General features: G+C 41.9%; 22 protein-coding genes. 15 read left to right on the top strand and 7 right to left on the bottom strand.

Annotated elements, in window-relative coordinates; translation table 11 throughout:
* Positions 1-25 precede the first annotated feature (25 nt).
* The gene (locus L0Z67_RS02350; RefSeq protein WP_405128410.1) at positions 26-1,951 is read left to right on the top strand and encodes a methyl-accepting chemotaxis protein; all 1,926 of its coding nucleotides are present in this window, start codon (positions 26-28) and stop codon (positions 1,949-1,951) included.
* A gap of 132 nt (positions 1,952-2,083) precedes the next feature.
* Here L0Z67_RS02350 and L0Z67_RS02355 read toward each other — a convergent pair whose 3' ends face one another.
* On the bottom strand, positions 2,084-2,467 hold the full coding sequence (locus tag L0Z67_RS02355; protein ID WP_193988276.1) for a VOC family protein: 384 nt from the start codon (positions 2,465-2,467) through the stop codon (positions 2,084-2,086).
* Positions 2,460-3,101: an RNA polymerase sigma factor gene (locus L0Z67_RS02360; RefSeq protein WP_193988277.1), complete on the bottom strand. Its 642-nt coding sequence runs from the start codon at positions 3,099-3,101 to the stop codon at positions 2,460-2,462. Before L0Z67_RS02360 ends, L0Z67_RS02355 begins: the two co-directional genes overlap by 8 nt.
* Before the next feature lie 100 nt (positions 3,102-3,201).
* On the opposite strand from L0Z67_RS02360, the gene L0Z67_RS02365 reads away from it, so the two are divergent.
* The gene (locus tag L0Z67_RS02365) at positions 3,202-3,675 is read left to right on the top strand and encodes a peroxiredoxin (protein WP_405128411.1); all 474 of its coding nucleotides are present in this window, start codon (positions 3,202-3,204) and stop codon (positions 3,673-3,675) included.
* Positions 3,676-3,737: 62 nt separating this feature from the next.
* On the opposite strand, the gene L0Z67_RS02370 is transcribed toward L0Z67_RS02365, so the two are convergent.
* Complete coding sequence (locus L0Z67_RS02370; protein ID WP_405128412.1) at positions 3,738-5,882, bottom strand: S8 family peptidase; 2,145 nt, start codon at positions 5,880-5,882, stop codon at positions 3,738-3,740.
* Positions 5,883-6,204: 322 nt separating this feature from the next.
* On the opposite strand from L0Z67_RS02370, the gene L0Z67_RS02375 reads away from it, so the two are divergent.
* Complete coding sequence (locus L0Z67_RS02375) at positions 6,205-7,389, top strand: NAD(P)/FAD-dependent oxidoreductase (RefSeq protein ID WP_405128413.1); 1,185 nt, start codon at positions 6,205-6,207, stop codon at positions 7,387-7,389.
* 96 nt (positions 7,390-7,485) lie between these two features.
* On the opposite strand, the gene katG is transcribed toward L0Z67_RS02375, so the two are convergent.
* The 4 genes from katG to coaBC all read right to left on the bottom strand — a co-directional run bounded on the left by katG (position 7,486) and on the right by coaBC (position 14,743).
* Complete coding sequence (katG, locus tag L0Z67_RS02380; RefSeq protein ID WP_405128414.1) at positions 7,486-9,699, bottom strand: catalase/peroxidase HPI; 2,214 nt, start codon at positions 9,697-9,699, stop codon at positions 7,486-7,488.
* Between the two features lie 189 nt (positions 9,700-9,888).
* The gene (locus tag L0Z67_RS02385) at positions 9,889-12,642 is read right to left on the bottom strand and encodes a prolyl oligopeptidase family serine peptidase (RefSeq protein ID WP_405128415.1); all 2,754 of its coding nucleotides are present in this window, start codon (positions 12,640-12,642) and stop codon (positions 9,889-9,891) included.
* Positions 12,643-12,849: 207 nt separating this feature from the next.
* Positions 12,850-13,437 (bottom strand): nucleoid occlusion factor SlmA, encoded by a 588-nt coding sequence (slmA, locus tag L0Z67_RS02390; protein ID WP_062567343.1) that lies wholly within the window; start codon positions 13,435-13,437, stop codon positions 12,850-12,852.
* A gap of 112 nt (positions 13,438-13,549) precedes the next feature.
* Entirely contained in the window at positions 13,550-14,743 is a 1,194-nt protein-coding gene (coaBC, locus tag L0Z67_RS02395; protein ID WP_405128416.1) for a bifunctional phosphopantothenoylcysteine decarboxylase/phosphopantothenate--cysteine ligase CoaBC, read from the bottom strand.
* Positions 14,744-14,884: 141 nt separating this feature from the next.
* Here coaBC and radC point away from each other — a divergent pair, with 141 nt between their 5' ends.
* From radC to L0Z67_RS02455, 12 genes are all read left to right on the top strand, one after another.
* Positions 14,885-15,559, top strand: coding sequence for a DNA repair protein RadC (gene radC, locus L0Z67_RS02400; RefSeq protein WP_062567439.1), 675 nt, complete (start codon positions 14,885-14,887; stop codon positions 15,557-15,559).
* 273 nt (positions 15,560-15,832) lie between these two features.
* Positions 15,833-16,069 carry a 50S ribosomal protein L28 gene (rpmB, locus tag L0Z67_RS02405; RefSeq protein ID WP_036973115.1) on the top strand — a complete coding sequence of 79 codons (237 nt, stop codon included), beginning with the start codon at positions 15,833-15,835 and terminating at the stop codon, positions 16,067-16,069.
* A gap of 11 nt (positions 16,070-16,080) precedes the next feature.
* Positions 16,081-16,236 carry a 50S ribosomal protein L33 gene (rpmG, locus tag L0Z67_RS02410; RefSeq protein ID WP_022946036.1) on the top strand — a complete coding sequence of 52 codons (156 nt, stop codon included), beginning with the start codon at positions 16,081-16,083 and terminating at the stop codon, positions 16,234-16,236.
* A gap of 229 nt (positions 16,237-16,465) precedes the next feature.
* Positions 16,466-16,807 carry a 30S ribosomal protein S6 gene (gene rpsF, locus L0Z67_RS02415; protein ID WP_036973113.1) on the top strand — a complete coding sequence of 114 codons (342 nt, stop codon included), beginning with the start codon at positions 16,466-16,468 and terminating at the stop codon, positions 16,805-16,807.
* A 67-nt stretch (positions 16,808-16,874) separates the two neighbouring features.
* Complete coding sequence (priB, locus tag L0Z67_RS02420; RefSeq protein WP_062567440.1) at positions 16,875-17,177, top strand: primosomal replication protein N; 303 nt, start codon at positions 16,875-16,877, stop codon at positions 17,175-17,177.
* A gap of 12 nt (positions 17,178-17,189) precedes the next feature.
* Positions 17,190-17,417: a 30S ribosomal protein S18 gene (gene rpsR, locus L0Z67_RS02425; RefSeq protein WP_002962753.1), complete on the top strand. Its 228-nt coding sequence runs from the start codon at positions 17,190-17,192 to the stop codon at positions 17,415-17,417.
* A 35-nt stretch (positions 17,418-17,452) separates the two neighbouring features.
* On the top strand, positions 17,453-17,905 hold the full coding sequence (rplI, locus tag L0Z67_RS02430) for a 50S ribosomal protein L9 (RefSeq protein WP_405128417.1): 453 nt from the start codon (positions 17,453-17,455) through the stop codon (positions 17,903-17,905).
* Between the two features lie 238 nt (positions 17,906-18,143).
* Positions 18,144-18,575: a type IV pilin protein gene (locus tag L0Z67_RS02435; RefSeq protein WP_062567346.1), complete on the top strand. Its 432-nt coding sequence runs from the start codon at positions 18,144-18,146 to the stop codon at positions 18,573-18,575.
* A 5-nt stretch (positions 18,576-18,580) separates the two neighbouring features.
* Complete coding sequence (locus L0Z67_RS02440) at positions 18,581-19,030, top strand: GspH/FimT family pseudopilin (protein ID WP_405128418.1); 450 nt, start codon at positions 18,581-18,583, stop codon at positions 19,028-19,030.
* Entirely contained in the window at positions 19,027-19,428 is a 402-nt protein-coding gene (locus L0Z67_RS02445) for a prepilin-type N-terminal cleavage/methylation domain-containing protein (RefSeq protein ID WP_193988284.1), read from the top strand. Before L0Z67_RS02440 ends, L0Z67_RS02445 begins: the two co-directional genes overlap by 4 nt.
* On the top strand, positions 19,425-19,949 hold the full coding sequence (locus L0Z67_RS02450) for a prepilin-type N-terminal cleavage/methylation domain-containing protein (RefSeq protein ID WP_405128419.1): 525 nt from the start codon (positions 19,425-19,427) through the stop codon (positions 19,947-19,949). The genes L0Z67_RS02445 and L0Z67_RS02450 overlap by 4 nt, the downstream gene beginning before the upstream one ends.
* Positions 19,942-21,690, top strand: a complete 1,749-nt coding sequence (locus L0Z67_RS02455; RefSeq protein WP_405128420.1) for a polymer-forming cytoskeletal protein — start codon at positions 19,942-19,944, stop codon at positions 21,688-21,690. The genes L0Z67_RS02450 and L0Z67_RS02455 overlap by 8 nt, the downstream gene beginning before the upstream one ends.
* Positions 21,691-21,766 lie beyond the last annotated feature (76 nt).

Here is a 21,766-nt window from a genome sequence, read left to right on the forward strand (position 1 = left end):
GTAATGACTTAGGGGATTATAGTTTATGCGCGTGTCATCATTTACTCGGTTATTGGCCGTTTTACTCACACTTGCTAGTATCTTGTTAGCGGCGACCTTATTTTGGGCAAGCCAAACTCTATTAAGTTTAGAACAACAAAATAACGCTTATAATAAACTCAAAAATACCCTAGTTATTGATTTAAAAAGCCACCTCGATGACTATTTAGAGCAAGGTGATAGTCAATACCTTAATTTATCATCGGCACTGATTGCTGAGGTCATAAAGCAAGACTTAGCGCATCTTCCTCAAGATTTAAATTCACACTTATCAACTCAACTCTCAGCATTAGATAAAGATATCAATGGTAAATACCGTGCTCTAGGTAAGTTATCGGGTAACGAAATGGCTTTATTGGACAACTCGCTCAGGCAAATGGCAGGCTCTGCCTCCTCGCTAATAGGCTATGCTCGTAAAGCAAAGCCGCAAACAGATTTAGCGCTTGAATATTACCAACTGGGTGCCGACTATTACAACGAAGTGACATCACTTGCTTTATACACCTACAAGCTGGTTTTAAGCTTTGATCAAGACACCAAAGCAAGCCTCAATCAAAGCGTAGAAAATTTAAATGCATTAGCAAGCAAAATTGATGCGCTTGATAACCTAGGAGTGATGAGTGAAGTCGACGAAGATGCTTTATTTTTTGGTGAAGAAGCCGAGGACTTAGCCGGGGATATTAAATCGGAGTTAATAAGTTGGCCTAAGCGTTTCCCTCGTGATTTAGCCTCAACGCTAGAGCAAGCTGAGCAGCGTCAAACGGGTATGCAAGCACTGCGTGAACAAATTGCGGCCTTATCGGCAACGGTGCTTGGGGCTGAGCAAAAACTGAAAGACGAACAAAGCCAGCTTAAACAGCACGTATTTATTGTATTTTGTATTGCGATTGGCATGTTAGTGGTACTTGCAGGCGGTGTTTATTTTGTACAGCGTAATCAAGTTTTAAACCCGCTGCGTCAGTTACGAGATGGCTTTGCATTCTTAATTGAAAGTAATGAGCTTAAAAATATTGAAAGCAAAAATCCAAAAACTGAAATAGGGGAGATAGCTCATTATTTTAATCAGTTAATTGAGCGTCAACGAATTGAAGCGGAAGAGCGTGCGCAAATGCTCAAAGTGATTAATGACTTTATGTTAGAAATGAGTGAACACTTACTTACTATTGCTCAAAAGACCGATGCTAGCCACACTCAAGTTGAGCAAAATCAAGGGCTACTAAGCGATATTCAACATATTGGTGAACAAGTTAACACCATTAATAGTCAAGTGGCTGACAACGCAAAACAGACATTTGGTGCCATGGAGCAAAGCTTAGGTTTTGCTGAGAGTATGCTAACAGCAAGCTCACATACTGAGCAGCGTGTTGAGCAAGGGTTAAATAGCTTAAAAGAGCTATTAAAGGGCGTGGATGATGTTGGTCAAGTTATTGAAGTAATTAAAAATATTGCTGAGCAAACTAACTTGCTAGCATTAAATGCCGCTATAGAATCGGCTCGTGCAGGGGGGCATGGCCGAGGTTTTGCGGTTGTAGCTGACGAAGTGCGCAAACTTGCTAGACAAACCCAAGGCTCACTTGATGATATTAACAGTCAGCTTAATCGCCTAAGTGAAAACTCATCAATGGTATCGACACAAATAAGTGCCCTTGCTAACGATGCAGAGTTACAAACACAAAATGCCCAAGAGCTAAAACGTAACTCTGAAGGCGTTGCTGATAATGCACAAGATGCTAACAAGGTCGCGTTTGATGCGATGGAGCTAGCTAAACAGCAAAATGCATTACTCGAAAACTTTAGTCAGTCTATGCAAAGCATGAAAGGCCAAGTGAGTGAATCGAACGTGCTAGTAAGTGATATTCAGCAGCGTTTGCAGCAACAAATGCAGACAATTAAAACCAGCTTAGGATTATAAGTGTTTCAAGTGGACTGAAAAGCACAAAAAATAGCGAGAGTTGCTGCTCTTTCTAATGGGGAATGTATTATTTAACTTCTTTAAACCAAGTGCGGGGTGAGCGCACTTGGTTTTGACGGTATAATCTTTACCCTATCTTTTGCTGCGTGGAACATCACTGGATTGATACATTGATATTTGATGATTATCTGGATCTGCGATTTCTGCTGACCAGCCACCTGGTGCATGGCTTACAGGGGTGACAATAGTTACTCCCTTTGTTGCGAGTGTTTCGACTACGTCATCAATCCCACCATCAGCTAACTCAAAAACAATAATGGGTGTGTTTCCGGGCTTTGACTCCTGCTTAAAAAAGAGTAGTTCGATGTCATTTGCTGTTTTAGCAAGCAGCCAACCCTCTCCATCTTCTTCCATTCTTTGAATGTTTATTCCGAGCGTATCACGGTAAAACGCTTCTGTTTTATCTAGATCGCTAATGTAATAACAAATTGCGCCAATTTTACTTTTATCAAGCATGGTTCTTTTCCTGTTTTTTAATAGATATCACCTTATGTTGCCGTGCAAGGTGGTTTTGTGAGGTCATCATAAAAAGATGTCCATCAGGGTCATGGCTTGCGAGTGTCGCTTCATCACGGCATGGCGCATTAAGAAGTGCTTTACGTATTTGCCCAAACGGCAAATCTTCAGCTAAACCTTCAAGTTCAAGTATTTGTTTTGCAACGGTTTGTCGCCAGCGGCGTTTAATCTCAGCTATCCGTTGCCTTAGAGCTGCGTCTGATACTCGCAGCAGCCAGATGATTTCTTTTTTACAATGCCCTGTTAAAACTAAAAGTGCTGTTGTTTTTAGGCTAGGCGGTAATGAATCGATAAAATAGGTTGCTGTTTCGTCGTTGTATGTGTGTGTATTGTTCGTATTGGTGAAAGTTACTTCACGCTTTTTTCTTCTTGCGGCAGAACGCGCATTAAATACAGATTGATTACGCAGTACACCCATAAGCCAGCGACGGTTTTTTATACATGTTAGATCTGAGCGTTTAGCCTCAACGGCAACAAGAAGAGCCGTTTGCAGTAAGTCTTCAGCCTCTTCTTTATGTAATGTCACCTTATGAGCATAGCGTAAAAGGTTTGCGTAATAATTTTTATTATTCATAGCGCTTAGTGATTATAAGTAGAGTTAGCAATTGATATATAGTTTAATTAAACCTTACTCTTTCATACTGCTAATGTATATTTTCTTTCAAGGAATCACGATGATCGAACAAGGCCAAACTTTACCTACTGCAACCCTTAGCGAATTAACCAGCGAAGGCATGCAAACGTTAGACACAGAAGCATTATTTGCTGGTAAAAAAGTAGTGCTATTTGCTGTGCCAGGGGCATTTACGCCTACCTGTTCAAACGCTCACTTACCTGAGTTTGTTACACTGGCTGATAAAATTACCGCCAAAGGCGTTGATGCGATTTACTGCGTCTCAGTGAATGATGCATTTGTAATGAAAGCATGGGGTGAGGCACATAATGCTGAGCATATTCGTATGTTAGCCGATGGTGATGCTAGTTTTACCAAGGCGCTTGGTTTAGATAAGGACACTGCTAGCTTTGGTGGTGTGCGTTCAAAACGTTATGCAATGATCGTCGACGACCAAACTGTAACAGACTTGTTTGTTGAGCAGGATAAAGAATTTACAGTAAGCCGTGCAGAGGCCGTTTTAGCTAAATTATAAAACTAAAAAAGCCGGACGAGAGTCCGGCTAAAAGTCCCAAGGGTAATCGGGGTTATCAACGATTAAGGTTGATATTGTGCATCAAGTGTGACACCTGAAAAGGTTTGAAATGCATTTAAGCTTAAGTGCCAAGTACCTGCTTGTGGGTTGCTAAAAGTACATGTTTCAGCACTGCCACTTTTGTACGGACGACAGTCATAGCTGCTTGTTGTAGGTTGACTTCCAAATTTAACAAATAAATCTGCATCACCTGTACCGCCAGAGCTAGTCACTGTAAAGCTAGACATATTAGCAGGCACATCAATAGTGTAGTGTTTCCATTGACCAGCGTTAGCCGAAATATTTTCAACTGTACCGCCGCCTGCTTGTGGTGAGCCTGTACCACCAGAAGCGGTTAAGTCACCTACAAGGCTCACACCTGAGTAGGCAGAATAAGCACTTAGCATTACGTGGTATGTACCTGCTGTTGGACTATCGATTGAACATACTTCGTTATTACCGCTTTCATAAGGGCGGCAATCATATGTTGTTGTAGTAGGAGCATTACCTGCGCGAACATATAAGTCTGCATCGCCCGTACCACCACTCATAGTGAAAGTAACATTTGTTGCGCCCGCCGGTACTTCCATTGTGTAGTAGGTTTTGCTGCTTGCTGCGCCACTTAAGCCTGTTAATGCTTGACCATCTTGTAACTCATTGCCTGTAGCTGGCGGCTGAGTTGAACCCGATGCTGCTGCAACTGCAGCGGCTGCATCGACAATACCTGTACCACAGTTATTACATGTAGCAGGGAAAGAGCGAGTCGTTGATTTTAAAATGCTTTCAATTTCATCTGGCGTTGCAGAAGGCTTCGCTTGTTTGATAAGTGCCGCGACACCTGCAACATGCGGTGCAGCCATTGATGTACCTTGTGAGAAATGATAAGAATCACTGCTTGGGCCAGTTGCGCCTGAGTTATGAGTTGATAATACACCCTCTGAATCATTCGCAAAGCTTTGCGCACCACCAGGGGCTGCAACATCAATATTACTACCAAAGTTTGAGTAATAAGCACGACCACCGTTACGGCCAACAGAGGCAACATTTACAACGCCATTACAGTTACCTGGGTTGTAGTTAGCCGAATTATCATTACTGTTACCAGCGGCGATAACAACAACTGCGCCGTTGTTGCGTGCTTGGTTTATAGCATTTTGCGTTGTTGAGCTACATGCACCCCCACCACCTAAACTCATGTTGATAACATCAGCAGGGTTAGCATTTGCAGGTATGCCAGACACTGAACCACCTGACGCCCAGATAATACCGTCTGCAATATCAGATGTTAAACCACCACATTTACCAAGCACACGTACAGGTACAACCTTGGCATCATAAGCAACACCTGCAACGCCTTCACCATTATTTGTTACCGCAGCAACGGTCCCCGCAACATGAGTACCATGCCAGCTAGAGTCTTGATCTGCCTTTGGTGAAGGATCGCCATTTTGATCTGTACCGCACTCACCACGTACAACTGCATCGCCAGGGTCGCGAGCGTCGCTGTCACGGCCACCACCATCGTTGGCAACAGATAGGTTCGAAATCATGTCGTAGCCAGGTAAGATGTTGGCGTTTAAATCAACATGTGGGCGGTAACCCGTATCAAGTACAGCAACTGTTACACCGCTGCCTGTTGCGCTATCCCATGCTGTAGGTAGATTCAAGCCACCTGCTTGCTCGTAGTAGTGCCATTGGTCAGAATAACGTGGATCATTAGGTGTTGCGAAAGGCTGTAACATTTGGTCAATTTCAATGTACTCAACGTTGCCAGTTGCCATAACTTCTTGCATAAATGCTTGTGCTTCATCGGCCGAAAGCTTTTTATCAGCGCGCATTACGTGGTGGTTGCTCATTGCCATGGCACGTACATACTGAGCTTTTGCTAAGCCTTTTTTACTGCTGAAATTCTTCACAAAGCTTTGTGCTTTTTGGTTCATCATAGCAGGTGTTTGCTCAGCGGCAGACATCGTGGTCATATCAGCGTTGCTATTTTTGTATTTAATAATAAATTGTGTTCCAAAACCGCTTTGACCTTGTAATTTTGCAGCGGTATCTGCCATTGATGGTGGTAACATTTGGTTTGGTGCGGCCATTGCTGCTGTTGTTCCAAATAACGCTGTGAGGCTTAATGCAATTGCGCACTTTTTCAAGTTGTTAGTTGTCATAATGATCCCTAGATTGTTATAAGTTGCTTCGCACGACTTTCCGCGAAGGGGGACAAAGGTAAAATAAATGTAAATATAGTTAAAATATCGTTTTGTTATGTTTGTCTCTATTTTGGTTATAACTAAATGTATAGATGGCTAAATATAACTATTAATTGGGTTTTTTTGCTTTTTTCTAATTATAAAGTTCCAATTTACTGTTATAGAGTTTTTACTTTATTTTGTTTTTTGGGTTTATCTTTTTTCAAAAAAATGACTAAGTTAACAACGAGCGCGTAATATCTTGTTATAATCAGCTAAATTTTTTCAGTGAGAATGAGTAATGACCCAAGTAGATGTAATTGTGATTGGTGCCGGTGCCGCAGGTTTAATGTGTGCAGCACAAGCAGGCTATCGAGGTCGCAATGTTACTGTGCTTGATATGGGCAAAAAGCCTGGCCGTAAAATTTTAATAAGCGGTGGTGGGCGTTGTAACTTCACAAATGAAAACGCAAGCCCAGACAACTACTTGTGTACTAATCCTCACTTCGTAAAATCCTGTTTAAGCCGTTATACCCAACATGACTTTATTGAGCTGGTGGACCGTCATGGTTTGGCTTATCACCATAAAACGCTGGGCCAGCTATTTTGTGATAACAGCGCGCAAGATATCGTTGATATTCTTTTAACTGAGTGTGAGTGGGCTGGGGTAAACATTGCTCTTCGTAACGAAGTACTTAGCGTGATAAAAAACGATGCTGGTTATGAAGTTATAACCGAACAAGACAGTTATCAATGCGAGTCATTGGTGGTGGCATCCGGTGGTTTAACCATGCCAAAACTTGGCGCATCGCCCATTGGTTATAAAATTGCTGAACAATTTGGCTTAACGCTGCTACCAACCATGGCCGCATTGGTGCCATTTACTTTGCACCAGCATGATAAAGATCGTTTTGATGGTTTATCGGGGATCAGTATCCCATGTGTAGTGACGAGTGAAGATGGCACCCAGTTCAAAGAAAATATCCTCTTTACCCACCGCGGCTTGTCGGGGCCCGCTATTTTGCAAATCAGTTCATTCTGGCGCGCAGGGCAGAGTGTTTACATAAACTTATTACCTGAGCTTGATTTAAAACAGCAGCTTGAGCAGTGGCGTCAAAGCCAAGGGCAAAAGTCACTAAAAAATACCCTTGCAACCATTTTACCCAAACGCTTTGTTGAAATGCTGCACGATACAAAAGCGATTCCAGATTGCAATGTAAACCAGTTAACCCATGCACAAGTCGACGCATTACATGACTACATTCACAATTGGCAAATAAAACCCAATGGCACAGAGGGTTATAGAACAGCCGAAGTTACACTCGGTGGCGTAGATACCGATGAGTTAAGCTCAAAAACCTTCGAAGCAAAAAAATCAGCAGGTCTTTATTTTATTGGCGAAGTGACCGACGTCACTGGTTGGTTAGGTGGTTACAACTTCCAATACGCTTGGAGCTGCGGCTTTGCAGCAGGGCAGTATTGTTGATTAGTTTTATAACATAACCAACAAAGCCGCTAACTTCACTTAGCAGCTTTGTCGGTTGCAAAAAATATAAGGGATTAATTGCGAGAATATAAAGTATTAACGTAGGTCGAATCTGTCTAGCGTCATTACTTTAGTCCACGCAGCTACGAAGTCATCAACAAACTTCTGTTTTGCATCGTCAGATGCATACACTTCAGCAATTGAACGTAGCTCTGAGTTTGAACCGAAGATTAAATCGACTGGTGTCGCTGTCCACTTAAGTTTGCCTGATTGACGGTCATGGCCTTCGTAAACACCTTCTTCAGAAGACTTAGACCACTTCGTTGACATATCGAGTAGGTTAACGAAGAAATCGTTGCTTAATGTGCCAGGTTTTTTTGTGAATACACCGTGTTTAGTTTGGTCAGTATTCGCGTTAAGAGCACGCATACCACCAAGTAGTGCAGTCATTTCTGGTACTGATAAGTTGAGTAAATCAGCACGTTCGACAAGCATTTCAGCAGGTGATTTCCATGCTGAGCTGTAGTAGTTACGGAACGCATCCGCCGTTGGCTCAAGCACTTCGAATGATGCAACGTCAGTCATTTCTAATGACGCGTCCATACGACCTGGCTTGAACGGGACTGCGATAGAGAAACCCGCGTCGCTTGCTGCTTTTTCGATTGCAGCCGCACCACCAAGAACAATCATATCAGCGAGTGAAATTTCTTTACCGCCGGATGCGTTTTTATTGAACTTAGTTTGGATTTTCTCAAGTTTGCTAAGTACTTTAGCCACTTCTTTTGGGTTGTTTACCGGCCAATCTTTTTGCGGAGCAAAACGAATACGTGCACCGTTTGCACCACCACGCATATCTGTGTCGCGGTAGCTTGCTGCTGATGCCCATGCAACTCGTACAAGTTCAGATACAGATAAACCTGAATCTAAGATGTTTGCTTTAAGTGACGCGATATCTTTGCTGTCTACTAGTTTGTGGTCAACCGCAGGAATGTAGTCTTGCCAAATTAATACTTCTTCTGGCACTAAGTCACCTAGGTAACGAGCACGTGGGCCCATGTCACGGTGGTTTAGTTTGAACCATGCTTTAGCAAATGCCAGTTCGAACTCTTTCGGGTCGTTTAAGAAACGCTCTGAAATCTTACGGAACTCAGGATCTGCTTTTAACGCGATATCAGTTGTGAACATGATAGGCGCATGACGCTTACCTTTAATGTGCGCATCGGGTACTAGGTTAGACGCTTGACCATTTTCTGGGATCCACTGAGTCGCACCTGCAGGGCTCTTAGTTTTAACCCACTCAAAGTTGAATAGGTTTTGTAGATAATTAATTGACCAACGTGTTGGTGTCACTGTCCATGCACCTTCAAGACCTGAAGTGATGGTATCTTCTGAGTGACCTTTACCACATTTGTTTTTCCAACCTAAACCTTGCTCTTCGATACCCGCGGCTGCTGGCTCTTTGTCTAAACACGTCGCTTTTTTCGCACCGTGTGCTTTACCAAAGCTGTGACCACCGGCGATTAGCGCAACGATTTCTTCATCGTTCATTGCCATGCGGCCGAATGATAAACGAATGTCTTCTGCTGCTAGAAGTGGATCAGGGTTACCGTGAGGGCCTTCAGGGTTTACATAGATTAAGCCCATCTCAACGGCCGCTAATGGGCCTTTAAGTTTGCCTTTTTTGTCACGACGTTCGTCAGTGAGCATTTTGCCTTCAGGGCCCCAGTATACGTAATCTGGTTCCCAATCGTCTTCACGACCACCGGCATAACCGAAGGTTTTGAAGCCCATTGATTCAAGTGCAACGTTACCTGTTAACGCCATTAAGTCAGCCCAAGAAATGCTGCGACCGTATTTTTGTTTTATAGGCCAAAGTAAGCGACGTGCCTTATCAAGGTTCGCGTTATCAGGCCAGCTGTTTAGCGGGTCGAAACGTTGTTGACCACCGCCTGCGCCACCACGACCATCAAACGTACGGTACGTACCTGATGCGTGCCACGCCATACGGATGAAGAATGGACCATAGTGACCGTAGTCAGCAGGCCACCAGTCTTGAGAGTCAGTCAATACTTTCTCAATATCTGCTTTCACTGCGTTTAGGTCTAACTTTAAGAATTCTTTTTTATAATCAAAGTAAGGACCCATAGGATCTGACTCTGCACCATGGGCACGAAGTTGGCTAAGATCTAATTGTTCTGGCCACCAGAATTGGTTTGATTTGATGTCGTTTGTAGCTTGTACGCCTGTTGCCACCAACAGTGATACCGCAACAGCTACTTTAGACAAGGCTGAGGTCGATTTTTTAAACATTGTATAGTCTCCAGTTAGAAGTTGCGTGAAATATAGAGTTGTTCTGATTAACTTTCCACTTACAAACTGGGGTTTAAATCGATTGATAAAATCGAAAAAACAGATGATATGATTGATTTTATAGAACAAAGCCAGCAAAAATGCTGGCTTTGAAGGAGGTGTGCTTTGAGCTAAAATTTAGCTTGTTGCTTATTCCTCAATAAAAGGGATGCCGTTTTTGATCCACTCAGCGGCTGGTTTGCCTTTTAAGTAGTGATCAAAATATTCCATCATACGTACCGAGAAATCTACTTGGTTAGGGAATTTCTTCAAGTGATGTGGTTCACCTTCATATTGTAAGAAGGTGGCATCTTTACCCGCACGGCGAAGAGCAAGGTAGTACTGCACCCCTTCGTGCCATGGCACCGCGTCATCTTTGTCACCAAACATAATGAGGATTGGGGTATTTACTTTATCTGCAAAGAACACTGGTGAGTTTTCGATGTATAGCTCTGGTGCTTCGAATAAGGTTTTACCAATGCGGCTTTGACCTGTTTCGTATTGGAACTGACGCGCAAGACCTGATTTTAAGCGAATACCGCTGTAAGCACTGGTCATGTTAGACACCGGCGCTCCCGAAACAACCGCTTTAAACATATTTGTTTGGGTGATCATAAAGGCGCTTTGATAGCCTGCCCATGAGTGACCTTGTAAGCCAATTTTATCGGGATCAGCAATGCCTAAATCAATTAACTTTTGAGTTGCGTTGATCATGGTTTGTGTTGATGATTTACCAGGATGACCAATCTCAAAACGGATATCCGGTAAGAAAATCGCATAGCCATTTGAGGTAAACATCGGGAAGTTAGGGCGATGATTTAACTCCATTTTCGGGAAGTCATACATGCGTTGGCTCATATAGCGGTAGAAGTACACAACTACAGGAACCTTGTCGCCTTTTTTGTAGCCTGCAGGCTTAATTAATACGCCTTGTAAGTCTTCACCATCAAACCCTTTGTAGCTAATAAGCTCTGGTTTTTCACCCCATGCAAAGTTGCTAATTTGTGGGTTTAGGTTGGTTACACGCTGAGGCTTTTTGAAGCTAAAGTCAGTTTGGTAGTAATCAGGGAATTGCTGATAAGTTTGCGCTGTAAATAGATATTTGTCGGCATTTTTCGCCTTTTTAACAACATCATAGCGCTTTTTACCCGAAAGTACTTTGCTTACTTTATTACTTGTTAAATCAAGTTTAGCAATTTCAGTTTGTTTATCTTGCACGTTGGTTGCGCTGAGTAATAAAGTCTCGCCTTTGGCAAAGCCAACTTGGTCTTTATCAAGTTTAATAATACGATATTGGGTATTCGTTTCTTTACCTTGGGTTAAACGCGTTGCCTTTTTTGTCGCGACATCAAAAGCCCAAATATCAAATTTACTGTAAACCAGTACTTGGCTGCTGTCGTTTAACCAGCCAGCAAAGCCATAACCTGGCTGAGGTGACGGGTAGTCATGCTTATCATCGGCAAAAATCGCGTTAATTGCCTTAGATAAGGTCGAAACTTTGTTATTTCCTAAATCTTTAAGTTGAACGTGGCTGTTTTGAAAAAATGCCGCATATTGACCATTTGGCGCAAGGCTGGGTCTAAATGGATAATCGTTGATGATAGCCGTTTGCTTACCTGTTTTAACGTCAACACTGTAATAGTCTGCGTAAAAACCACCGTACATTATGCGTTCCAGGTAAGGTAGGTCTGAATAGCCTAATAGCGCTTCGCGGTGAGTGTTAAGTGAAACCTCAGGCATACTTGGTGTACTTAACTGCACAACCTGTTGACCATTTACATGATACACCGCTTTATAATGACGAAGCTTGTTATTTTCATTCCATTGCTGCTCTTCACGTGGCTTAATTTCAGCGTCTTTATTGTGCCAAACATTGAGGCCTTTATGGTCGCGAATGGTATCGAAATCATATAAAGAGGCTTCGTCTGTGTATTCTTTTGCTTCGATCTTTGCCGTTAATTTCGGATGATTTTCAAAGTATAAACGAGCACCATCTTCAGACCATGTTAATGAGGCTGTTTTGCCAATAGTCCAGCTATTATCAGCTGAGTTTATGGTCGATAGGGCACCATTTTGTAAAAGCTGTAAGCTGTGGTCGCGACGTCGCGTATCATCATTCACATAATTACCAATTAACAGCGCTGCGGTATTGCTGTTTGGTTGCCAAGCTATTTTATTTGCAACAACACCTGGCTCATCAATCAACACACTAGTTGCAAAGTCATTGTTAAGCGTAACTAATACAACTTGGTTGTCGGCACCATCACTAAAGCTTTGGCTTGCGAGTAATTGCTCGCCGGTGCTGCTCATTGCATAGCTAAACACATTGTTTAGGGTGTGAGTGGTTTTGTCTTGAAGGTTAACAAGCACTAAATCAAAGCTTTTATCTTTTTTATCTGGTTTGATTTCGCTGCTGTTTTCGTCTTTTTCTTGGTCGTCTTTTTTATCTGCTTTCTTATCGAGTCTGTAAGCAAGCCATACACCGTCATCTGATAGCGCATAGTCTTTTACATCGTTAAATGTCTGTTGCTCACCGTTTTTAGTATTTACTAAAACAAGGTTGTTTTTCAGTTCGTCTTTTTTCTTAGTGGTTTCTTTTTCAAGTAGGGTCGGTACCTGAGTAAACGCCACCCAATTTGCCGCTTTATTAATTATAGGGCGAGTACCGCGCTCAACGCTTGCAAGGAGGGTGTTATTGTTTAATGCGTAAACCTGACCTTCAGCATTACCGCGATAAGGGTCGGCACTGAAAGTAAGAATTTGGCCATCTTCAGACAGTTGGGTGCCTTTTGCGTATTTAAAATCAAACACGTCTTTAAATTGCAGAGCTTCTTTTGCACTGAGCTGTGCACTACCAAGGCTTGCCACTAAGGCTAAGCTCAAAAGTGATAATTGCGCTTTCATTTATCTTCTCGTTGTTTTTAAATTTACGCGTTCAGTGTAGCGTTTTTAGTAAACAATTCGAGTAGATACGATAAGTTGCTTATTTAGGGAGTTGAGCTGTAAGCCTAAAAACTTTTCGGTAGGTTTTGTAATAAGAGGGTGTAGCGGAGTTACCCGCGTACTTTTGATTAGACTGTTGCGCGATATTAAATCGCGCCTACAGCTAACTTATAACCAAATCTTTTTCAGTTCAGGCCATTGTTTTTCAAATTGCGCACTCGGTTTCGCTTTAAAGTCGCTGCGCACGAATTGATTCATCTTACCTTCAACGTAAGCCAGTAAGAAGTTGGCTAACGTTGTTTCGTCAGATTGGAATGCTTTACCTTCACGAAGCTTACGTTCACGAAGAACTTGCTTAAATTGCGTTTCTAGCTTTTCGAATAAGCCTTGCACACGTTCACGTAAGCGCTCTTGCTCACCTTGCAAGGCATCACCAGTTAAAATACGGGTAATACCTGGATTTTTTTCGGCGAATGCTAATAGTAAAAGCAAAATATTGTATACGCGTGTTTGACTCTCTTTTTCATTTTCTAGAATGAGGTTAATACGCGATAGCAGAGTATCTTCAATAAACTCAATCAAGCCCTCAAACATCCGCGCTTTACTCGGAAAATGACGATAAAGCGCAGCTTCAGACACGCCCACTTCAGCCGCTAGTTTGGCAGTAGTGATACGTTGACCTGGGCTGGTTTCTAACATCTGTGCGAGTGCTTGCAGAATCTGCTCTTTGCGATTACTTCTTTTTGTCGCAGGCATGACCATTCCTTTCTTATAATTTATTACTTGCGCTGTATAGACTCAGACAAGCCATTTTTTGTGCAAATGAGAGGCTTATGTTAATGTTTTATTCAGCTTCTTTCCAGCATTTTTACAAACGCTTGGCAAGCTCCGTCATAACACTCATCGCTAAATCTTTTTTGCTACCCACCGCTAAATCTTGCTGCTCATTGTGCCAGAACAGTGTTAAAGCATTATGATCAGAATTAAAGCCAAGGCCTTCTTTTGACACATCATTTGCACAGATCATGTCGAGATTTTTATTTTTTAATTTACCTTGGGCATAGCTTGCAACATCTTGTGTTTCGGCGGCAAAGCCAACCGTGTATGGGCGGTTTTCGTTAAGTGCAGCAACGTTAGCAATGACATCTGGGTTTTTAACTAAGGTGAGTGTGAGTTCATCACCTTGTTTTTTCATTTTTTGATCTTCAATTGCGGCTGCGCGGTAATCGGCAACGGCAGCACAGCCAATAAAAGCATCAGACTGTACAGCAAGTTCCATTGATGCGATTAAAAGCTGCTCAGCGCTTTCAATGTGAGTGATCTTTGCATTCGCTGGTGCTTTAATTGTCACTGGCCCTGAAATCAGGTTTACCTTTGCACCTAAAGCAAGTGCCGCTTCGGCAAGGGCATAACCCATTTTTCCTGAGCTATGATTAGAAATATAACGCACGGGATCGAGGGCTTCTCTGGTTGGCCCTGCTGTAATTGTAATGGTTTTGCCAGTAAGTAATGGCTCAATGTCTGGCTGTGTACACAGCGCTACCAGTTCATGCGGCTCTAGCATACGCCCAGCGCCTACATCACCGCAGGCTTGCGAGCCTTTACCTGGCCCCCAAATTGCTACCCCGCGCTCGGCGAGAGTATTAAGGTTAACCTGCGTTGCAGGATGTGCGTACATTTGTTGGTTCATCGCCGGTGCGACAGCCACTTTGGCTGGCGTTGCTAATAAAAGCGTGGTGAGTAGGTCATCAGCTATGCCCATCGCCATTTTTGCTAATATATTGCTGGTCGCAGGCGCCACTAAAATCAAATCTGCCCACTTGGCAAATTCAATGTGCCCCATTGCGGCTTCAGCTGCAGGGTCAAGTAATGAATCAGACACAACCTCTCCACTGACGGCTTGCATCGTCAAAGGGGTAATAAAGTGCTTGGCTGACTCTGTCATAACCACTTTTACTTCGCAGCCAGTGTCTTTTAAGCGTCGCACTAGCTCTGCACATTTATAAGCTGCAATGCCGCCACTTATACCTAGTAAGATTTTTTTATTTGCTGATTTTGTCATTACATGAAATTTAACTTTGGTCGATATGCGCTAACGATAGCAAATCTTTGCCAATTTCATGAAGTTTTCTTTTTTAAAGGAAGGAAAAAAGAAAGTTTTGTTGTACAGTTTAATTTGTTTGTTTCTTTTTAGGGTACTTTGATGTCGTTAAAGGATTTACCATTGTCAGCTCGGCCTCGCGAAAAGCTGCTTTTACAAGGCGCTAAAGCGCTCTCAGATGCAGAATTGTTAGCTATCTTTTTGCGCACAGGTGTTGCTGGTATGAATGCGATTGAATTGGCTGAACACTTATTACGTATTAATAGTACATTGCAGAATTTATTTAATGCCAGTGAGCAAGCGTTTTGTTCTCAAAGAGGGTTAGGGACTGCAAAGTATGTACAGTTACAAGCGGTATTAGAGTTAAGCCGACGTTACTTACTTGAACAATGCCAGCGAGAAGAGGTATTTAGCTCTCCTCAAGCAGTGTATGACTACCTGACTATTCAATTACGGGGCTTGCAACAAGAAGTATTCATGGTGCTTTATTTAGATAGCCAAAATCGATTAATAAAAGATGAAGTGCTTTTTTATGGCACTATAAATGCTGCTTCTGTGTATCCCCGTGAGGTGGTTAAGGCTGCCTTAAAGCAGAATGCGGCGGCACTTATCTTTGCTCATAATCACCCAAGTGGAGTCGCGGAGCCTAGTGAAGCAGACAAGTTAATTACTCATAAATTGCAGCAAGCACTCTCGTTAGTCGATATTAATGTGCTTGATCACATCATTGTAGGCGGTAAAAACTGTGTTTCGTTTGCTGAACGAGGATTAATTTAAGCGAAGCGAAGACTGGAGTGTGTTAAAAATGAGCAGTTTAGCGGTTTTTTAGAAATTAGTTTAATTTAAATGCAGTTTTTACTTTCCCTAAGGGCTTTCGATCATTATAATTGGCCGCTATCAAATTTACACATGAGCTGATTGGATAAGATCTGTTACTTGATCTTTGCCTGCATAAGCTGTATAAAGAGCGCCCTTCGATTTATCCCGGGGCACAAATACATGGCCTAAGGGAAAATTAAGCTCGAGCGAAGTTATTGGAGATATATAGACATGTCTAAAGTATGTCAAGTTACAGGTAAGCGTCCAGCGGTTGGTAACCACCGTTCACACGCGAGAAACGCGACTAAACGTCGTTTCCTACCTAACCTACAAACGCACCGTTTTTGGGTTGAAAGTGAAAAACGTTTTGTAACATTACGCACTACGACTAAAGGTATGCGTATTATCGATAAAAAAGGCATCGACGCGGTTCTTACAGAAATCCGTGCTCGTGGCGAAAAAGTTTAAGGAACTGAATCATGCGCGATAAGATCCGTTTAGTTTCAACTGCTGGTACTGGTTTTTTCTACACTACCGACAAGAACAAGCGTAACATGCCTGAAAAAATGGAAATCAAAAAATACGATCCTAAAGCTCGTAAACACGTGATTTTCAAAGAAGCTAAAATCAAGTAATTTTAGTTTTTCAGAATCTCAAAAACCCAGCTTCGGCTGGGTTTTTTGTTTTTACAGCCTAGAAATCAATAATTCAGTACAAGAATCTAACTTGGCTTGCTGTTTTATCTTGCTTAATTATCAATCTAAGCGTAAAATGCGCGCTCATTTCGGCTTATTAAATTTAATTCCTTGCCTTAAACCGACTGGCCGAAACGGTAGAAGGCTCTATTAACCGTAAGGAATATCCATGCGTCATTACGAAATCGTATTCATGGTTCACCCTGATCAGAGTGAGCAAGTACCTGGTATGATCGAACGTTATACTGGTTCTATCACTGAAGCTGGTGGTACTATCCACCGTCTTGAAGACTGGGGCCGTCGTCAATTGGCTTACCCAATCGACAAGCTTCACAAAGCTCATTATGTTCTTATGAACGTTGAAGCACCTACTGAAGTAATCAGCGAGCTAGAAACTACTTTCCGCTACAACGATGCAGTGCTTCGTAACTTAGTTATGCGTACTAAAGACGCTGTAACTGAAGCATCTCCTCTTGCAAAAGAAGAGAAGAAAGAAGCACCAGCTGCTTAATCGTTTTGAGTCCAAGCATGGCGCTTGCAGTTGAGACAAAAAGATGAGCCAACCGCTTAATCCTTATATGAATCAGCTGACACTATCTGGGGTTGTTTGTAAAACCCCCAAGTATAGTCAAAGCCCTGCTGGTGTTCCGCATTGTATTTTTGTTCTTGAACATAAATCAATGCAAGTTGAAGCAGACCTTAACCGTAATAGTTATGTCAGGCTTCAAGTGGTTGCCAGCGGTGCGTCAATGCAGCAACAGACTCAACAATTGCACGTTGGGCAACAAGTGCAAGTGACGGGGTTTTTAAACCGTCATGAAGGCCGAAACGGCTTAAGCCAATTGGTCTTGCATGCTCAACATATAGAAAGAATTTTTTGAGGAATTTTACTCATGGCACGTTATTTCAGACGTCGTAAGTTCTGCCGCTTTAAAGCGGAAGGCGTACAACAAATCGATTATAAAGATCTAGCTACTCTTAGAAACTATGTTACAGAAAGTGGCAAAATCGTACCTAGCCGTATCACAGGTACTAGCGCTAAATATCAGCGTCAGCTAGCAACTGCTATCAAGCGTGCTCGCTACTTAGCCCTTCTTCCATACACTGACTTACATAAGTAAGCAGCGGATTAACAGTTTTTAAAAGGTGTAGAGACATGCAAGTTATTCTACTAGACAAGATCGCAAACCTAGGTGGCCTAGGTGACCAGGTTGTAGTTAAATCTGGCTTCGCACGTAACTTCCTTTTCCCACAAGGTAAGGCAGTTCCTGCAACTAAAGCTAACATCGAAACTTTCGAAGCACGTCGTGCTGAGTTAGAAGCTAAGATCACTGAAGATCTAGCTGCTGCTCAAGCTCGTGCTGACAAGCTAGAAGCATTAGCTGAAGTAACACTAGTTTCTAAAGCTGGTGACGAAGGCAAATTATTCGGTTCAATCGGTACTCGTGACATCGCTGACGCTATCTCAGCTGTTGGTGTTGAAGTTGCTAAATCAGAAGTTCGTTTACCTCTAGGTACTATCCGTGAGACTGGCGAATTTGACGTTGCAATCGCAGTACACTCAGACGTAACAGCTACTATTAAAGTAATCGTTATCGCTGAAGCTTAATAGCAATATTAAGTAATAAAAGCCGTGCTTTAAAGCACGGCTTTTTTGTATCCGCTTCTTTTCAATTGGTACAAAAGCAGTTTTATAGTCTTACCTACATTTTAAAAGGTAGTTCTTTTATCTTAATCTCTTCTTCTTAATTAGTATAATTGGTGTACTCAATATGAAATTGCTTAAATTGACACCGACAGCGCTGTCATTTATATTTGATTCGTAAAAAAGTGGTAAGGATTTAAGGTTGAAAAGTAAATTATCATCAAATAATAATTATAAACAACGTGGATTTACGCTCATAGAAGTTCTCATTGTCATCGCTATTTTAGGTATTTTATACAGTGTGGCGTTACCTGCTTATACCGAGCATATGCAGCACAGTAGACGTGCTGATACTCAGCAAGTTTTATTACAGTATGGTGCCAGTCTCGAACGCATATATTCGAGAAATGGTGGCTATCCTAATACATTTGCAACACAAAATACTGATTACTACACCTTCACGTATACGCCAACGAAAAAGGCACCTGGAGCCGTTGTTGATTTTAAAAACCGTGGTTTTAATTTAAAGGCAACACCTAAGTCTGGCTCAGCTCAGGCAGGGGATCGCTGTGGTGAACTCATGATTAAACATGACGGTAGTAACAGTGCTGCTGTAAATGATTGTTGGGAGTAGCTGTTGTGCGTAAAGCGGCTGGGTTTACTTTAATTGAGTTAATGGTTGTGCTTGCGATTATTGGTATTTTAGTCAGTCTTGCTTTTCCGTCATTTAGTCAGCAAATTCTACAAGATCGTATTGTAACGACAGCTAATCAACTCAACAGTGTTTATAAATATGCTCGCAGTGAAGCTGTAAAGCAAGAGCGCCCAATTAAATTGGTGGTAAATAATAATCTCTGGCAAGTTACTTTAAACGAAGCGGGTGCAGATACTGTATTAAAAGAGTTTGCAATTACTAAGGCTGGCGTAACAGTAAACTTAATTGCGCTAACCATTAGTGCAAGTGGTGAAGTAGACCAGCAAGCCCAAATAGATATTAAAGATAATCACACCAATACCACAGATTATGTAATGTGTGTCCTTAAAAGTGGCCAAAACTGGTTAGCTGAATCATCAAAGGGATGCGCATGAAAAAGCAAGCTGGTTTTTCTTTATTAGAGGTAATGATTTCGGTTGTGATTGCTGGTATCGCTTTACTTGGTTTAGCTGCTGCTCAGTTAAAGTCGCTACAATATGCAACAAATAGCTTTCACTACACTGTGTCTTTAATTCAAGGTCAAAATAGTATTGAGCGGATATGGCCTCGCATTTGTGAAATTCAAAAAACTAACCCCGCACTTTTCCAAGATGTTGATTTCAGAGCAAGTTTGGCCCCCCAAGTCGCTGATTATCAAATTACGATTCCTGCGATTTATAATGATGATATGCAAATTAATGTTGCGTGGGTTGATGAGCGCATGACCGATAATGCAGAAAATCAAATAAGTCTTAATGCGAGTTTTCCTGACTTGTCGGCAGTGTGTTTATGAATAAATTAACACGCGGGTTTAGCCTTATTGAGTTGATGGTTGCCTTAGCCGCAGGGGCATTTTTACTTGCTGGTGTGAGTTTGTCATATGCAGCAATTAAAGGCACAATTGAAGTCAGTAAAGAGCTTGAAAATGCGCAAGAAGTTATTCGCTATACCAGTAAAATATTCAATCGCAGCATTAAGCAAACACAGCTAGTACCCTCCATTAGTGCGGATAAATCAACCATAACAATCATACAACCAGAGGGCGTGATTGCATGTAATGGCACTTTAACCACGGGCGCTATGACTGAAGTGTATAGCCTAGATAATAGTAGTTTAATGTGTTCACTCAATGGTGCTGCCGCTGAGCGTTTATTAACGGGCTTAGAAAGCGTGTCGTTTAGCTTATCTGGAGAGCTGGTTACTATTGTTGTAAAACCCCAAAAACTACCTGCTCAATTTGGTGCAGGAATTAATATTGATGTTGCTCTAACAAACACTATTTTAGTGAACGCATATGGTGGAAATAGTGTCTAAAAAACAACAGGGTTTTACGCTTATAACCGTATTAATTTTAACTGGCATGGCCAGTGTTGTTGTGCTTAGTTCATTACGAGAAAATATTGTTCAAGAGCGATTAAGTGGTAATTTTCAGAAAAAGCTCAATAGCCGCCTATTGGCAGAAAAAGGGGTGTTCGAGCAAGCTAAACTACTGCAGCAAACATTGAACCGTGAAGGTGTGCTGGCCATAGATGAACTAATTGATAAAACGGGTAATGCCAGTGGTGTAGGGGTGATTGGCGATGATGCAAAATTTACTGCTTTACTAAGCAAAAACCTTGATGGTGAACTGGAAATTGCAAGTTTAGGTCAACGTTATGCAGGTGATGCTCAAAGCAATTTAGTCGCCCGTTTTAGTGTGCAAGGGGGCAAAGGGAGTTCGGCATTTACCAATGCAATGGTGGGTTGTAAAGGTGTGAATTTGTCAGGTAGCGGCACCATCGATAGTTACGACTCAAGCCAAGGAAGCTACGAAGAGACAAAATCGAGTGATGGTGATGTATCGACAATTGATGGTGATTCAGATGTTGTTCTTTCAGGGCATTCACCTATTAAGGGCGACGTAAAAGCAACGGGTGTTATTTATTTAAATGGCTCATCTCCGATAATTGGTAATATACGCTCAAATACGGGAGTTAATATTTCATCAGGCAGTGGTTTACGTATTGATGGTAACGTATACACGCGAGGTTTTTATATCCATAAAGGTGGTCGGGTATCTGGGGTTGTTAGAGCCAACGGCGATGCTTCTATGCAGTGGTCAACTTATATTGATAATACCCAAGGCGAACGCTTAGATATTATGTATGGTGGAACGGGTAATTTTAAAGATACCTATAATAATCAGCAAGATGGTGTGCACTATAGTAATCGTAAGTTTAACGTGAACCCAAATGTAGAGCCTATTACAGTCGCAGATCCAAGTGCACCAGATTATGACCCTACAAACCCTGATACAAGCTGTGATCCTTTAATCATCCCCGAGAAAATGGCGAAGCTGCACAGTGACATTGACAGTTATCATTCGCTATCAATTGGGGCTACCCAACAGTTTAAACTAACCAATGAAAAGGGCTTTTTTAGCCAGAATGGTAGCCAAGTGATACTCCCAGGTTTAAGTGATGTATTTTTATTTGATACCAAGATTCAAAATCAACCACATGGTTCGACAAGTAAGGAATATGTGTTTGCCCTAGACAAGTTAAAATTGACCAGTGATGGAAAAATGGAAGTTTCAGGGGGCGATGTTATTTTATTTATTGATGGTGACTTTTCGATGGAAGGGGACACGCGTTTAACGATAAAAAAAGATAGCAGCTTAACGATACTTATCACTGGCAAAATTAATATAGGGGCAGGTGCGAGTGTGATCACAGAGCAAGAGGGCTTAACGACAAGTGGTCACCCATCGTTGTCATTTTATTCATCATTTACTGGTGTAAATGGTGTGCAATTTAGTGGTGCTGCAAATCTATATGCGGCAATTTACGCACCTTTAACAACAGTAAAATTATCCGGCAGTGGTGAATTGTTTGGTAGTGTTCGTGGTTCAACGATTACTGCCTCAGGGGGCAGTGGTGCTCACTATGATGCTGGCCTTTTAAAAGTGCAAAATGGTGGAAAGCCATCAACGCCTGCTCGAATCGTGTTTTTAGGTTGGCGTTATAAAACACCAGAAACTATTCAACAAGACAATGAAGGCGCGCTTACTAACTAGCTGTAAATAGTGTCAGGTCAACTAGTTGCCCTGACACGTTAAAAAAATTTAATTTCATTTAAACCTTTTGAATCTC

The organism is Pseudoalteromonas sp. PB2-1, assembly GCF_045040605.1.
In the GTDB taxonomy this organism is placed as follows: domain Bacteria; phylum Pseudomonadota; class Gammaproteobacteria; order Enterobacterales; family Alteromonadaceae; genus Pseudoalteromonas; species Pseudoalteromonas arabiensis.